Origin of the sequence: Rhodococcus sp. IEGM 1241, from assembly GCF_033142365.1 — a bacterium.
Taxonomy (GTDB): domain Bacteria; phylum Actinomycetota; class Actinomycetes; order Mycobacteriales; family Mycobacteriaceae; genus Rhodococcus_F; species Rhodococcus_F erythropolis.
Map to the genome: position 1 here is coordinate 72,632 of NZ_JAWLSE010000007.1, position 14,196 is coordinate 86,827.

The 14,196-nt window shown below is 61.6% G+C and carries 14 protein-coding genes; 8 read left to right on the top strand and 6 right to left on the bottom strand.

All coding sequences use genetic code 11. The features are described 5' to 3' along the window. Positions 1-22: 22 nt before the first annotated feature. Together trxA and R4P70_RS27195 are read right to left on the bottom strand one after the other, a co-directional pair. The gene (gene trxA / locus R4P70_RS27190; protein ID WP_003944106.1) at positions 23-394 is read right to left on the bottom strand and encodes a thioredoxin; all 372 of its coding nucleotides are present in this window, start codon (positions 392-394) and stop codon (positions 23-25) included. Between the two features lie 74 nt (positions 395-468). Beyond that, the gene (locus tag R4P70_RS27195) at positions 469-1,464 is read right to left on the bottom strand and encodes a helix-turn-helix domain-containing protein (protein ID WP_020969741.1); all 996 of its coding nucleotides are present in this window, start codon (positions 1,462-1,464) and stop codon (positions 469-471) included. A 213-nt stretch (positions 1,465-1,677) separates the two neighbouring features. Between R4P70_RS27195 and R4P70_RS27200 the strand changes: the two genes are divergently transcribed. Next, a complete protein-coding gene (locus tag R4P70_RS27200) occupies positions 1,678-2,607 on the top strand; it encodes a DMT family transporter (RefSeq protein ID WP_317832700.1) in 930 nt (309 codons plus the stop codon). Here R4P70_RS27200 and R4P70_RS27205 read toward each other — a convergent pair. Next, positions 2,552-3,127: a 2'-5' RNA ligase family protein gene (locus R4P70_RS27205; protein WP_223257901.1), complete on the bottom strand. Its 576-nt coding sequence runs from the start codon at positions 3,125-3,127 to the stop codon at positions 2,552-2,554. The genes R4P70_RS27200 and R4P70_RS27205 overlap by 56 nt on opposite strands. Between R4P70_RS27205 and R4P70_RS27210 the strand changes: the two genes are divergently transcribed. The 4 genes from R4P70_RS27210 (at position 3,093) to R4P70_RS27225 (ending at position 6,983) form a co-directional block, all read left to right on the top strand. Continuing rightward, positions 3,093-4,190 (top strand): isocitrate/isopropylmalate dehydrogenase family protein, encoded by a 1,098-nt coding sequence (locus R4P70_RS27210; protein WP_021334021.1) that lies wholly within the window; start codon positions 3,093-3,095, stop codon positions 4,188-4,190. The genes R4P70_RS27205 and R4P70_RS27210 overlap by 35 nt on opposite strands. A gap of 206 nt (positions 4,191-4,396) precedes the next feature. Beyond that, the gene (locus tag R4P70_RS27215) at positions 4,397-5,269 is read left to right on the top strand and encodes an ABC transporter substrate-binding protein (RefSeq protein ID WP_029255466.1); all 873 of its coding nucleotides are present in this window, start codon (positions 4,397-4,399) and stop codon (positions 5,267-5,269) included. After that, positions 5,269-6,225, top strand: a complete 957-nt coding sequence (locus tag R4P70_RS27220) for an amino acid ABC transporter permease (protein ID WP_081329090.1) — start codon at positions 5,269-5,271, stop codon at positions 6,223-6,225. Before R4P70_RS27215 ends, R4P70_RS27220 begins: the two co-directional genes overlap by 1 nt. Then, the gene (locus R4P70_RS27225; protein ID WP_019748634.1) at positions 6,222-6,983 is read left to right on the top strand and encodes an amino acid ABC transporter ATP-binding protein; all 762 of its coding nucleotides are present in this window, start codon (positions 6,222-6,224) and stop codon (positions 6,981-6,983) included. The genes R4P70_RS27220 and R4P70_RS27225 overlap by 4 nt, the downstream gene beginning before the upstream one ends. A gap of 3 nt (positions 6,984-6,986) precedes the next feature. On the opposite strand, the gene R4P70_RS27230 is transcribed toward R4P70_RS27225, so the two are convergent. Next, positions 6,987-7,832, bottom strand: coding sequence for a class I SAM-dependent methyltransferase (locus R4P70_RS27230; RefSeq protein ID WP_070797320.1), 846 nt, complete (start codon positions 7,830-7,832; stop codon positions 6,987-6,989). Positions 7,833-8,170: 338 nt separating this feature from the next. Between R4P70_RS27230 and rpsA the strand changes: the two genes are divergently transcribed. Further along, complete coding sequence (gene rpsA / locus R4P70_RS27235; RefSeq protein WP_019748632.1) at positions 8,171-9,658, top strand: 30S ribosomal protein S1; 1,488 nt, start codon at positions 8,171-8,173, stop codon at positions 9,656-9,658. A 173-nt stretch (positions 9,659-9,831) separates the two neighbouring features. Here the strand turns inward: rpsA and R4P70_RS27240 are convergent, their stop codons facing one another. Continuing rightward, entirely contained in the window at positions 9,832-10,047 is a 216-nt protein-coding gene (locus tag R4P70_RS27240) for a hypothetical protein (RefSeq protein ID WP_003944056.1), read from the bottom strand. Between the two features lie 159 nt (positions 10,048-10,206). Here R4P70_RS27240 and coaE point away from each other — a divergent pair, with 159 nt between their 5' ends. Beyond that, positions 10,207-11,421: a dephospho-CoA kinase gene (gene coaE / locus R4P70_RS27245; protein WP_019748631.1), complete on the top strand. Its 1,215-nt coding sequence runs from the start codon at positions 10,207-10,209 to the stop codon at positions 11,419-11,421. A gap of 4 nt (positions 11,422-11,425) precedes the next feature. Here coaE and R4P70_RS27250 read toward each other — a convergent pair whose 3' ends face one another. Next, entirely contained in the window at positions 11,426-11,944 is a 519-nt protein-coding gene (locus tag R4P70_RS27250; RefSeq protein WP_046378629.1) for a DUF402 domain-containing protein, read from the bottom strand. An 86-nt stretch (positions 11,945-12,030) separates the two neighbouring features. Here R4P70_RS27250 and uvrB point away from each other — a divergent pair, with 86 nt between their 5' ends. Further along, a complete protein-coding gene (gene uvrB / locus R4P70_RS27255) occupies positions 12,031-14,193 on the top strand; it encodes an excinuclease ABC subunit UvrB (protein WP_019748629.1) in 2,163 nt (720 codons plus the stop codon). Positions 14,194-14,196 lie beyond the last annotated feature (3 nt).

The following is a 14,196-nucleotide window of genomic DNA, read 5'->3' on the forward strand; positions in this document are numbered from 1 at the left end:
ATTCGGAGCGCGCTCTTTTTCGCTATTCAGCTGAAGCGGTCTGCTCTGCGATCTGCTTGCGGACCTCGTCCATGTCGAGTGCCTTGACCTGAGTGACGAGCTCTTCGAGTTGAGCGGCGGGAAGAGCGCCGGCCTGGTTGAACACGAGTACGCCTTCGCGGAAGGCCATGATCGTGGGGATGGAGCGGATGTTGGCGGCCGCTGCGATTCCCTGCTCGGCCTCGGTGTCGACCTTGGCGTGAACGACGTCGGCGTGCTTCTCCGAAGAGGCTTCGAACGTCGGCGCGAACTGGCGGCACGGGCCGCACCAGGAGGCCCAGAAGTCCACGAGGACGACGTCGCTGCCGTTGATCGTTTCGTCGAAGTTCTGCTGGGTGAGTGTCTGGGTGGCCACAGGGGTCCTTTCCATTGTGCGGGCTGTTGGTGTGTGCAACGCCCCGGAACCGCTGATTCTTCCCTGAGCCGATTTCAGCTTGCGTTCTCGGTCGCCCGAAACGTCCGGCGGTAGGCCTGGGGCGTGGTGCAGCGAAGCCGGATGAAGTGCTGGCGAAGCACGGCGCCGCCGCCGAAACCGACGCGTTCTGCGATGACATCGACGGAGAGGTCCGAATTCTCCAGGAGTTGCTGGGCGGCCAGTACTCGCTGATCGCTGAGCCAGCGGGCGGGAGTCGTTCCCGTTTCCGCTTGGAAACGGCGGGCAAATGTGCGAGCGGACATGTTCGCTCGGGCCGCGACCATTCCGACAGTGAGGTCGAGGGCGAGATTCTCCGTCATCCAGTCGAGGAGTGGGGCAAGGGTTGCACTCGGCGTCGAGGTGAGGGGAGTGGCGACGTACTGGGCCTGCCCACCGTCACGGTGGGGTGGCACCACCATCCTTCTCGCGATGCCGTTGGCGACACGAGAACCCTGTTCCTTTCGCACGATGTGCAGGCACAGATCGATTCCTGCCGCGGTGCCTGCGCTGGTGAACACCGGATCTTCGTCCACGTACAACACGTCCGGATCGACCTTGGCTTCCGGATACGTCTGGGCAAGCCTCTCTGCGTGCCGCCAATGCGTCGTGCATCGCCTTCCGTCCAGTAGTCCAGCCGCGCCGAGGACAAACGCTCCGGTGCACAGGCTCGCCACCTTGGCGCCCCGGGCTACGGCCTCGTTGAGTTTGACCAGCAGGGGATCGACACTCGAGTCGGGACTCGGTGAGCACATGTACGCGTCGCCGGCGTCGTAGGTTCCGCCGGCGGAAACGACGATGAGGTCGGCGTCGTCGAGAGAATCGAGGTTGTACGGAACATCGATGTTGTAACCGAACCGCGTTCGGATCGGGCCCGGAACTGCGGCGATCAGCGAGAAGTCGTACGTGGGGAGGCCGTCGTCGGATCGGTCGAAGCCGAAGACTTCACATGCCACGCCGAGTTCGAACGCCTCGGTCATCGGCATCAGTGGGACCACCACTTTCGCGAGCATCTTTCGAGTGTGACAGAAAAACGGGAAAGTGGCAGAAAATCGTCCAAGTCTGGCTTTTCTGCCACTACTGCCACGTGGGACATTCCGTCAGGCTGGACACATGGCAATCATCGTCGTCAGCCTCTTGGTCCTACTGGTCCTGAACGTACTAGCTCTTGCCGGCCGAACGCCCGACACTCGTCACGACGTCAGTCCGCACGGAGACTTCACCCTTTGAGGGCAAGTCTGGCCTTTCAATACACCGCAGCTGCGGTGGTGTGGGGAGCCAGTTTCCTCTTCATGAAGATCGGGCTCGAAGGTCTGTCCTTCACGCAGGTAGTTCTGTGGCGCTTGGTCTTCGGTGCGCTCGCGCTGGTTCTCGTGTCAGCGGTCAACCGGATCGGCCTACCGAGGGAATTTCGTGTCTGGAAGCACCTGGCTTTTCTCGCAGCGACGCAATGCATCGTTCCGTGGCTGCTGTTCAGTTGGGCGGAGCAAAACATGTCCTCGGGACTCGCGAGCATCTACAACGCCACCACGCCACTGATGACTATGGCTGTCTCCCTTGCCTTTCTGCCGGGGGAGACGCTGACGCGATACAAGTCGCGGGGGTTGCTTCTCGGATTCGGTGGGGTGCTGATCGTGTTGGCGCCGTGGAATCTCGGCGTTGGCGGAAGTGTGAGTGCTCAGGTCGCTTGCCTGGGAGCGACTGCGTCGTACGGGATTTCGTTTGTCTACCTCAGGCGTTTCGTGCTTCCTCTCGGCGTCGACACTCGTACGGTCGCGCTTGTGCAGATCAGTATCGGTGCTTTCGTGATGGTTCTGGCCTCTCCGGTCGTCGCAAACACGCCGATGCACCTCACGCCGGCAGTTGTCCTGTCGATGATCGCTCTGGGCGCACTGGGGACCGGGCTCGCATTCATCTGGAACACCAATGTCGTTCAGGGGTGGGGGCCGACTGCGGCGTCCACCGTCACTTATCTCAGTCCAGTGGTGGGCGTCGCTCTCGGCGCAATAGTCTTGGACGAAAGCGTTGGCTGGAATCAGCCGGTTGGTGCGCTGGCGGTGATCGCGGGAATCCTGGTGACCCGACGTGCAACCCGCTCTGTCACACCGGCGGTGTCAGTAACCATTCCGTCTTCTGTTCGCCGTCCCAGCGCCTGATCCCGCCGCTGCGCCCTTGAATCACGTCGGTGCCCAGCAGGGCGATGGCTTCACCCAGACGTGCAGGTTCGACGCGTCGGGCGAGCGTCACATGAGGCGTCCACGCGCCGGGCTCGACGTGGGCGGGAAGTGCCGTCGAGCCAACTGTTGACTCGGCTATTTCTCGGTGCAGGTGAAGGAGTGCACGCGAAGGAACAACCGAGCGCGCCAAGACCATCTGCTTGCCGCCGAACACGACGTAGCCACCCAGCCGGACCTCGAAGTCCGGGGCCGAGAAGCGCCGCACCAACAGTTCGTCGATCTCCGCGGGGATCTCACGGGCGACGAACAGCGTGATGTGCGGACGGTTGGACGGGCTGTGATGAGAGGCCTGACTCGGTAATCCGGCGTCGGCGAGAAGCTGCCATTGTGCTCGCACTGCCGACTCACTCACCGGATCGAGGAGCAATTCCACCGACTGGACCATGGTGAGCAATGATTGCCTGATGACAGGTGCGAGCGCAATCGGTACTCCGGCCATGCGGCTGGGACTCATGCACGGCGACGGAATCGGCCACGAAATCGTCCCGGCGACACGGCAGATCGTGGATGCGGCGCTGTCATCGGTTCATGCTCCGCCCGTCGAGTGGGTCGAGCTTCCGCTCGGGAGTACGGCCATCGACACTCACGGCACGCCGATTCCCGACGAAACCATCGATGCGTTGGGTCAGCTGCAAGGCTGGATCCTCGGACCCCATGACAGCGCGTCGTATCCCGAGAGGTTTCGCGGACAACTCACCCCCGGCGGCGTCATCCGGAAAAAGTTCGAGTTGTTCGCGAACATCCGACCGGCAGCAGCGTTCCCCGGCGTCAAGGCGATGGTTCCCGACATGGATCTGGTGATCGTCCGCGAGAACACCGAGGGGTTGTACGCGGATCGGAACATGGCAGTCGGCAGCGGCGAATTCATGCCGACGCCAGACATCGCCCTGGCCGTCGGTGTGTTCACCCGCGCTGCATGCGAACGGATCGCACGCACTGCCTTCGCGTTGGCGTCGCGTCGGCGCAATCACGTCACGATCGTCCACAAGGCCAACGTCCTGACACTGACCACCGGCCTCTTCCGCGACGCCTGCCGAACCGTCGCCGCGGAGTACCCCCACGTAGTCGTCGACGACGAGCACGTCGACGCGATGGCGGCGCACCTCGTTCGACGCGGCGGAGACTTCGACGTCGTGGTGACCGAAAACATGTTCGGCGACATTTTGTCGGATCTGGCGGGCGAGCTGTCCGGTTCACTCGGAACCGCGCCGTCGATCAACGCTTCCGAGACGCAGGTCATGGCTCAGGCTGCGCACGGTGCAGCACCCGACATCGCCGGGAAGAACCGGGCGAACCCGACGGCACTGTTCCTCTCGAGTGCGATGATGCTCGACTGGCTCGGTGATGCGCGCGGAGATCGGTTGTTGTCTGCGGCGGCACGCCGCATTTCAGATGCGGTTCGCACGACCATCGCGTCGGGTATCGCGACCGCGGACCTCGGCGGTTTGGCATCGACCAGCGAATTTTCCGAAGTCGTGTACGCACACACTCTGCGTCGCTGATTCTTGTACGACAGGCCGGAATCTTGCGAAGTCGGCGACGGTGGAACTCCTGCCGTAACCTACCGTTCGACTGAATTTCGGATGGACGTTGCAAGTGCGGCGATCGACGAGTGGAGAGCAGAGTCGTGGTCGATGAAAACGCACGGGCACCAAGGCCACGTGGCGTGGGTTATGGCTCGAGCAGTGGCGGGCGTATCCGCACCAACGTGGTGCGAGTCCTGTTGGTGGGCTTGATCGTCGCACTGTGCGGCGGATGTGTCACCAACAACGAGGGTCTCGTTCCGGAAGGGCCGCCACTTGATGTCCAGAAGGTGCCCGAGATCGCCGCACTTCTGCCGTCCAAGGTCACGGATTCGGGCAAGCTGCAGGTCGGCGTCAACATTCCGTACGCGCCAAACGAATTCAAGGACGCGGACGGCAACATCGTCGGTTTCGACGTCGACCTGATGAATGCCGTTGCCGCCGTGCTCGGTGTCGAAGCTGTCTTCAACCAAGCCGACTTCGACAAGATCATCCCCGCTATCCAGTCGGGAAGCTACGACCTCGGCATGTCTTCGTTCACCGACTCCAAGGAACGCGAGAAGACGGTCGACTTCGTCACGTACTACAGCGCAGGTATCCAGTGGGCGCAACGGCCGGACAAGCCAGTCGATCCGAACAACGCATGCGGGCTTCGGGTGGCGGTGCAGACCACGACCACCGAGGACATCGACGAGGTGCCTGCCAAGAGCGAGGTATGCGTGGCCGAGGGCAAGCCCCCGATCGACAAGATCAAGTACGACAGCCAGGACGACGCGGCCAACGCGCTCATCCTCGGTCGAGTCGACGCGCTGTCCGCTGATTCGCCAGTGACCGGCTATGCGATCAAACGGAGCAAGGGCCGGATGGAAGCTGCCGGAGAACCCTTTGATTCGGCGCCGTACGGCTGGCCGATCGTGAAGGGTTCCGCCCTTGGGCCCGCTCTGCAGCAGGCAATGCAGTACCTGATCGACAACGGCGTCTATCAACAGATCGCGCAGACCTGGAGTGTCGAGGCCGGCGTCATCGAAGTATCCAAGATCAACGGCGCGGAAAGCTGATGAACATGACAACAACTGAGACCGGCGATCCGGTGCCGATCAAGGCGATTCCACTACGCAGACCTGGTCGTTGGATTGCCGCGGTCGTCGTCGTGGTCCTCTTCGGACTGTTCGTTTACGGCGCGGCGACCAACGAAGCCTTTGCATGGGGGACTTACGGTCAGTATCTGTTCGACAAACGGATCTCCGCTGGTGCGTGGACAACGATCCAGCTGACGGTGCTGGCAATGGTGATCGCGATCGTCCTCGGTGTGATTTTGGCAGTCATGCGACTTTCTCCCAACCCGGTGCTTCGTGCCGCGGCCTGGGGCTATCTGTGGATCTTTCGAGGAACCCCTGTCTACGTGCAGTTGGTCTTCTGGGGCCTGTTCCCGTCGATCTACAAGAGCATCGATCTCGGTATTCCCTTCGTACATCAGTTTGCGCACATCAATCTCCAGGACGTGCAGGCAGCGTTTCTGTTTGCGGTGATCGGTTTGGCACTGAACGAGGCTGCATACATGGCCGAGATCGTCCGTGCCGGCGTGAGTTCGGTCAACGAGGGCCAGACCGAAGCATCTGTTGCATTGGGTATGACGTGGAGTCAGACGATGCGCCGAACCGTTCTACCGCAGGCGATGCGCGTCATCATTCCGCCGACCGGTAACGAAGTCATCAGTATGCTCAAGACCACCTCGCTCGTGACGGCGGTCCCTTACAGCTTCGAGTTGTACGGTCGAGCGCGCGATATCTCGGGCGCCAACTTCGAGCCGATTCCCCTGTTGATGGTGGCGGCAACGTGGTACCTCGCGATCACGAGTCTGCTCATGATCGGGCAGTACTACGTCGAGCGTCACTATTCGAAGGGCGCAACCCGAGCACTGACCACACGCCAGCTTCAGGCACTGGCCGACGCGCAAGGAAAAGCTACGGTAGTGGAAACGCTTCCGGATACCCCCGGAGGAGAACGCAAATGACACCCATGGTGAAAGCAGACCGAGTTTGTAAGAACTTCGGCGCACTGGAGGTCCTGAAAGGGATTTCGCTCGAAATCGACCCTGGCCAGGTCCTCTGCCTGGTCGGTCCGTCCGGGTCGGGCAAGTCGACGTTCTTGCGCTGCATCAATCACCTCGAGCAGGTCAACGCCGGCCGACTGTACGTCGACGGCGACCTGGTGGGTTACTCGGAGAAGAACGGCAAACTGTACGAACTCCACCCGCGAGCAGCGGCCAAACAACGCCGCGACATCGGGATGGTGTTTCAGCACTTCAACCTGTTCCCGCACCGCACCGCTCTCGAGAACATCATCGAAGCGCCGACGCAGGTGAAGCGCGTCAGTAAGAAGAAGGCTGTCGAACGAGCGAAGGACCTCCTCGATCAGGTCGGGTTGAGCGCCAAAGCCAACGCCTACCCGGCCCAGTTGTCGGGTGGTCAGCAGCAAAGAGTTGCCATCGCCCGCGCTCTCGCGATGGACCCGAAGCTCATGCTGTTCGACGAGCCGACGTCCGCGCTCGACCCCGAACTCGTCGGTGAAGTTCTCACTGTGATGAAGCAATTGGCCAAAGAAGGCATGACGATGGTGGTCGTCACCCACGAGATGGGTTTCGCCCGCGAGGTCGCAGATCAGTTGGTGTTCATGGACGGGGGAGTTGTGGTCGAGGCAGGCGAGCCCCGGGAACTCCTGGCCAATCCGCAGCACGATCGGACCAAGGCGTTCCTGTCGAAGCTGCTGTAGCCGTCAGGGTTTGACGGCGCTGAAAATTGCAGTGCCCGGAAAGAGTTGGCCGCGCAGGGGACTCCACTGTCCCCATTCGCGGTCCAACCACTCCGGCCATTCGGGCTCGATGATGTCGCGCACCTGAAGTCCGGCCGCGACGATCTCACGAACCCGGTCGCCGATGGTGCGGTGATGCTCGACGTAGGTGGGGACTCCGTTGTCATCGACCTCGACATACGGGGTGCGGTCGAAGTAGGGGAGGGTCGCGGTCAAGCCCTTCGGCCCGGGATCGTCGGGGAAGATCCATCGGATCGGATGGTTGACGGCAAAGACCCACGATCCGCCGGGACGCAGAACCCGGGCGACTTCGTTCATCACTCGCTGCGAATCGGCAACGAACGGGACGGCGCCGAACGCAGAACAGACGATGTCGAAACTCTCGTCGGCAAATGGCAGGAGTTCCGCACTTGCCTGAATCAACGGGACTGCCGGTCCGCCGGCATTCATCGCGTCCAGCCCGCGGGCGAGCATCCCCATCGAGATGTCGAGACCGACGGCCCGAGCACCGTGTCCGGCGAGCCATCGGGCACACGGCGCCGAGCCGCAACCCACTTCCAATATGTCTTTGTCGACTATGTCGCCGAGTAAGTGGTGATCGCCCTCGTGCAGCCCTTCGGGGCACCAGACGAATTCACCTTCCGCGCTGTTCACGCCCAGAAACTCGCCGTGGGTTCGGTGGTAATCGTCGGCGTCGGCGTCCCACCACGCACGGCTGGCACGGTCGCTGGCACTGGAATCGACACGGACCCGGCCGACACCGCTGGTGCCGAGAATGGAATTGGCGGCGGCATGGCGCTCGTCAGACATGAACAACACAGTAGAACGGGCGATGCGGGCGCAGGGTACCCGGGTTTGCCCGGCAAGATAGCCGACGCGTAGTCTTACTCACGCGAGTGTCTGTCATCCGACCGATTGTCTATACGGGATCTTTACCAAGGTCTCGGAATCAGTTGGACCGAGGGAGCTCGCGGTGCGCTTCCGTGGTGTGGAATGTGATCCGGTATTCGGTTGTTCGTTATTGATGCAGCTGGGTACTTCGATCTAGTACTTCACAAAAGTACTTCCAACATTTGTACGCCACAGTTGCGCATCTCGTCCGACAAAATCCATCAACCGACCACAACTCGTCCGGAGCAATTCAACATATGCCCTCCACAACCGTCACCTCGCCGCAGGTTGCCATTAACGACATTGGCTCCGCCGAGGACTTCCTCGCCGCCATCGATGCCACGATCAAGTACTTCAACGATGGTGACATCGTCGAAGGAACCATCGTCAAGGTCGACCGCGACGAGGTTCTGCTCGACATCGGTTACAAGACCGAAGGTGTCATCCCTTCTCGTGAGCTCTCCATCAAGCACGACGTCGACCCCAACGAGGTCGTCTCCGTGGGAGATGCGGTCGAGGCTCTCGTCCTCACCAAGGAGGACAAAGAAGGTCGACTGATCCTGTCGAAGAAGCGCGCTCAGTACGAGCGTGCCTGGGGCACCATCGAGGAGCTCAAGGAGAAGGACGAGGCCGTCAAGGGCACCGTCATCGAGGTCGTCAAGGGCGGCCTCATCCTTGACATCGGTCTTCGTGGCTTCCTCCCCGCTTCGCTCGTCGAAATGCGTCGCGTCCGCGACCTCCAGCCGTACGTCGGCAAGGAGATCGAGGCCAAGATCATCGAGCTCGACAAGAACCGCAACAACGTGGTCCTGTCGCGCCGCGCATGGCTCGAGCAGACTCAGTCCGAGGTTCGCAGCGAATTCCTGCACCAGCTCCAGAAGGGCCAGGTCCGCAAGGGCGTCGTGTCCTCCATCGTCAACTTCGGTGCATTCGTGGACCTGGGCGGCGTAGACGGTCTGGTTCACGTTTCCGAGCTGTCTTGGAAGCACATCGATCACCCGTCCGAGGTTGTCGAGGTCGGCACCGAGGTCACCGTCGAGGTTCTCGACGTCGACCTGGACCGCGAGCGCGTCTCCCTGTCGCTCAAGGCAACGCAGGAAGATCCGTGGCGTCAGTTCGCCCGCACGCACGCCATCGGCCAGATCGTGCCCGGCAAGGTCACGAAGCTGGTTCCGTTCGGTGCATTCGTGCGAGTCGAAGAGGGAATCGAAGGCCTCGTTCACATCTCGGAGCTCGCTGAGCGCCACGTCGAGGTTCCGGACCAGGTTGTCGGCGTCGGCGACGATGCACTCGTCAAGGTCATCGACATCGACCTCGAGCGTCGTCGTATCTCGCTGTCGCTGAAGCAGGCCAACGAGGATTACAACGCCGAGTTCGATCCGTCCAAGTACGGCATGGCCGACTCGTACGACGAGCAGGGCAACTACATCTTCCCCGAGGGCTTCGATCCCGAGACCAACGAATGGCTCGAGGGCTTCGACAAGCAGCGCGAAGAGTGGGAGAACCGCTACGCCGAGGCTGAGCGTCGCCACAAGATGCACACCACTCAGATGGAGAAGACCGCTGCAGACGAGGCCGCTGAGGCTGCCACCGCTGCTGCCGGCTACTCCTCGGAGACGGCTGCTGCAGACGATGCTGAGGCTCCGGCTGCTGCCGGCTCCGCTCCGGCAGAGTCCGCTGGCGGATCGCTTGCCAGCGATGCGCAGCTCGCCGCACTTCGCGAGAAGCTGTCGGGCAACGCATAAGGATTACCGCTTGATCTGATCAAGCGAGATCTGTGAAGAACCCCGTCCCTGCACTTGCAGGGGCGGGGTTCTTTCTCGGTCAGGTATCAGTGGCACGCGAAGAATTCAGTGAGTGAACGCAAAAATGACCGGCACCGTAGGGTTGCCGGTCATTTTTTACTTCGTGAAAAAACTCAGTTTGCGGGAGCAGGCACCCAGTAGGTGGCGGTCGCTTCGGCTGTGCGCTTACGCATCGATGCGAAGCTGTGTCGGCCTTGGCTCACGAGCATCGTGAACCACGTACGACGGTGCTCTGCCAGGGCAAAAGCAACTTCGGGAAACTCTATGCAGTGCACGCCGTTCGGCATTCCGAGGCGGTGCTGACCGTGATGGTCGCGATCTGCTCGCATGGCGTCCACTTTCTCGAGAAGGTGCAGGTACAGGTGCGTTCGCTAGAACATAACCGCACGGTCACCGAAATTGTGGTATTTGAGCCTCGAACGCCTCGGCGTGTTCGATCGGTAGGCGTGTCTCAATCTCTCGGGCGCGGAGATGAGAGACTGTCGAGTGTGTTGAGAGTAGGCCTCACTGGAGGCATCGGAGCCGGTAAGTCGACAGTGTCGAAAATCCTCAGCGAACTGGGAGCCGTCATCGTCGACGCCGACCTGATCGCCCGAGAAGTGGTCGAGCCCGGTACTCCTGGCCTTGCCGCTCTGGTCGATGCATTCGGCGACGGGATTCTGTCCGAGGACGGCAGCCTCAACCGCCCCGCGCTGGCCTCGTTGGCGTTTGCCGACGACACGTCACGCGGAACTCTCAATGGCATCCTCCATCCACTTATCGGTGCGCGGACGATGGAGCAGATCTCGTCTGCGCCGTCGGATGCAGTGCTCGTTCAAGACATTCCGCTGTTGGTCGAGGGTTCGATGGCGCCGGCGTTCAACCTGGTCGTCATCGTCTACGTCGACGAGGAGGAACGAGTTCGACGCTTGGTGGGCTCGCGCGGCATGCCGGAATCCGACGCTCGTGCGCGCATCGCAGCGCAGGCACATGACGATCAGCGTCGTGCGGTTGCCGACGTGTGGCTCGACAACAGCGGAGAGCCGGGTTCACTCGACGACGTGGTCCGCGACCTGTGGGCGAATCGACTTGTACCTTTCGAGAAGAACCTCCGCGAGCGCACGGTAGTACGTGCACTGCCGGAGCTGGCTCCAGCTGACCCGTCGTGGCCGGCACAGGCCGAACGGATCATCGGCCGGTTGTCGCTGGCGTCCGGCGACCGCGCGCGCCGTATCGACCACATCGGATCGACCGCGGTGCCTGGTCTCGATGCCAAGGACGTGATCGACATTCAGATCACTGTCGAGCACCTCGGCGTTGCCGACGACCTCGCGGAAGATCTGGCCGCTGCCGGGTTCCCCCGGATCGAGCACATCGTCGCCGACGACCCGAAACCGTCGTACCTCGGTGGTGAAACCGATCCGGCGGTGTGGGCAAAGCGGATTCACGGCAGTGCCGATCCAGGGCGCCGCGCGAATATTCACATTCGGGTGGACGGTTGGCCCGGTCAGCAGTTCGCGATCCTCTTCCGCGACTGGCTTCGCGCCGATGCGTCGGCGCGTGCCGAGTATGCCGAACTCAAGGTCAAGGCAGCCGAGAGTGCCGCAGGCATCGACGACTACGCCGCTGCGATCGACGCCTACCTGGGCGTCAAGACGCCGTGGTTCGACACCGCTTTCCACCGGGCGTGGGAGTGGGCCGAGAAATCAGGCTGGTCCCTCTAACCGCTCAGCGCCACGTGACCGGCATGCCCACCGAGGTGAGCCAGGCGTCGAGATCGTGACCGTGGGCGGCGATGCCGTCGATAGCACGGGCGGCGTTCAGCATCGCGCGCTCTGACGTCTTCGGGTCGAGAATCCCGGCGGTGTTCGCCTCGAGCAATTCGTCGACGTCGAGCAATTCGATGCTGCGTCCGGTCTGCACGATCAGGTCGAGGTAGTGGTCCTCGGAGGTCCAGGCATGCTCGCCGCGGATGAAGTCGCCGATGTCGACATAGAAATCCCAGTCGCGGACATGCTCTGGTGTGAAGTGGAAAATCGATGCTCGAATTCCGAGTTCGGGAATGATCCAGGACTCCAGGTAGTGAAACCGGGGATGGTCGGCGTGGCGCGCCATGTACAGCCCCCACGGTTCTTCGCGGTAGTGCTCGACCGGGCGAACGAAACCCTTGGGATCGACGTTGGTGCGAGCTGCGATGTCGAAGGTTTCGACCTTCGGCCGGTGAATGTGGGGACGTTCCTCGCTCATGGTCGAAGAACCTACCGCCGAACTGCATTTTCGGCTGAACGCGGACGAGCAGGCATTGTGTCGGTGGGTGCGCCTACCCTGGTTTCATGGCGTTTGCTTCCGAACATCCCGTGGTCGCGCATTCCGAGTTTCGGCCGGTTGGTGACATCGAGCGCTCAGATGCGCGCTTCGAGGTCGTCAGCCCGTACGAACCGGCAGGCGATCAGCCGGCAGCTATCGCCGAGCTTGAAAAACGGATCAATGAGGGAGAGAAGGACGTTGTCCTCCTCGGTGCGACCGGTACCGGTAAGTCCGCGACAACAGCGTGGTTGATCGAAAAGCTGCAGCGCCCGGCTTTGGTGATGGCTCCGAACAAGACCTTGGCGGCTCAGCTCGCGAACGAGCTTCGGGAAATGCTTCCCAACAACGCGGTCGAGTACTTCGTCTCGTACTATGACTACTACCAACCCGAGGCGTACATCGCCCAGACGGACACTTACATCGAGAAGGATTCGTCGGTCAATGACGACGTCGAGCGGCTTCGCCACTCGGCAACGTCCAGCCTTCTGTCACGACGGGATGTGGTCGTGGTGGCCTCGGTGTCGTGCATCTACGGCCTCGGTACACCGCAGTCGTATCTCGATCGCTCGATTCAGCTCGACGTCGGTGTCGAGGTACCGCGCGATGCGTTCCTCCGTCTGCTCGTCGACGTTCAGTACAACCGCAACGACATGGCGTTCACGCGAGGTTCGTTCCGCGTGCGCGGCGACACGGTCGAGATCATTCCTTCCTACGAAGAGCTGGCGGTCCGCATCGAATTCTTCGGTGACGAGATCGAGGCGCTGTACTACCTACATCCACTGACCGGGGACATCGTTCGCCAGGTCGACACGGTTCGCATCTTCCCGGCGACGCACTACGTCGCCGGTCCTGAACGCATGGAGCGTGCAGCCAAGGACATCGAGGCGGAACTGGAAGAGCGGCTCGCGGAACTCGAGGGCAAGGGCAAGCTTCTCGAAGCTCAGCGTCTGCGCATGCGAACGCAGTACGACCTAGAGATGATCAAGCAGGTCGGATTCTGCTCCGGCATCGAGAACTACTCGCGCCACATCGACGGCCGTGGCCCCGGAACTGCCCCCGCAACTTTGATCGACTATTTCCCCGAAGATTTCCTGCTGGTCATCGACGAGTCACACGTGACCGTTCCGCAGATCGGCGCCATGTACGAGGGCGATATGTCGCGCAAGCGCAACCTGGTCGAATTCGGATTCCGGCTACCGTCGGCAACCGATAACCGCCCTCTGACTTGGGAAGAATTCAGTAAGCGGATCGGTCAGACCGTCTACCTGTCGGCGACACCCGGTAAGTACGAGTTGGGTCAGTCCGGCGGTGAGTTCGTCGAGCAGGTGATTCGCCCGACCGGATTGATCGATCCCGAGGTCATCGTCAAACCCACCAAGGGGCAGATCGACGATCTCGTTCACGAGATCCGTGAGCGTGCCGAACGTGACGAGCGTGTGCTGGTCACGACATTGACCAAGAAGATGTCGGAAGACCTGACCGACTACCTTCTCGAACTCGGAATTCGCGTCCGGTATCTGCACTCGGATATCGATACACTCCGGCGAGTCGAGCTGCTCCGGCAGCTCCGCCTGGGTGAGTACGACGTGTTGGTCGGCATCAACCTCCTGCGTGAGGGACTCGACCTCCCCGAGGTGTCGCTGGTCGCGATCCTCGATGCCGACAAGGAAGGCTTCCTCCGTAGCTCCACCAGCCTCATTCAGACGATCGGTCGAGCGGCTCGAAATGTGTCCGGTCAAGTGCACATGTATGCGGACAAGATCACCGCATCCATGGCGCAGGCCATCGAGGAAACCGAGCGGCGACGCGAGAAGCAGGTCGCCTACAACGAGAAGATGGGCGTCGACCCACAACCTCTACGCAAGAAGATCGCGGACATTCTCGATCAGGTGTACGAGGAGGCAGAGGACACAGCGGCGTCCGTGGACGTCGGTGGTTCGGGTCGCAATGCGACGCGTGGTCGGCGTGCGCAGGGCGAGGCCGGTCGTGCGGTCAGTGCCGGTGTGTACGAGGGGCGCGACACCAAATCGATGCCTCGGGCCGAATTGGCAGATCTGGTCAAGGAACTCACCGATCAGATGATGAACGCTGCACGCGACCTTCAGTTCGAGTTGGCTGGGCGATTGCGAGACGAAATCTCGGATTTGAAGAAGGAGCTCCGAGGGATGGACGCCGCGGGTCTCAAGTAGGTC

Bases quoted from the DNA above. Each gene is read 5' to 3' on its own strand.
- R4P70_RS27250 (WP_046378629.1), bottom strand. From the start codon at position 11,944: ATGAGCGAGGAACGTCCCCACATTCACCGGCCGAAGGTCGAAACCTTC.
- rpsA (WP_019748632.1), top strand. From the start codon at position 8,171: ATGCCCTCCACAACCGTCACCTCGCCGCAGGTTGCCATTAACGACATT.
- R4P70_RS27230 (WP_070797320.1), bottom strand. From the start codon at position 7,832: ATGTCTGACGAGCGCCATGCCGCCGCCAATTCCATTCTCGGCACCAGC.
- R4P70_RS27205 (WP_223257901.1), bottom strand. From the start codon at position 3,127: ATGGCCGGAGTACCGATTGCGCTCGCACCTGTCATCAGGCAATCATTG.
- R4P70_RS27195 (WP_020969741.1), bottom strand. From the start codon at position 1,464: ATGCTCGCGAAAGTGGTGGTCCCACTGATGCCGATGACCGAGGCGTTC.
- R4P70_RS27210 (WP_021334021.1), top strand. From the start codon at position 3,093: ATGACAGGTGCGAGCGCAATCGGTACTCCGGCCATGCGGCTGGGACTC.
- R4P70_RS27240 (WP_003944056.1), bottom strand. From the start codon at position 10,047: ATGCGAGCAGATCGCGACCATCACGGTCAGCACCGCCTCGGAATGCCG.
- uvrB (WP_019748629.1), top strand. From the start codon at position 12,031: ATGGCGTTTGCTTCCGAACATCCCGTGGTCGCGCATTCCGAGTTTCGG.
- R4P70_RS27225 (WP_019748634.1), top strand. From the start codon at position 6,222: ATGACACCCATGGTGAAAGCAGACCGAGTTTGTAAGAACTTCGGCGCA.
- R4P70_RS27220 (WP_081329090.1), top strand. From the start codon at position 5,269: ATGAACATGACAACAACTGAGACCGGCGATCCGGTGCCGATCAAGGCG.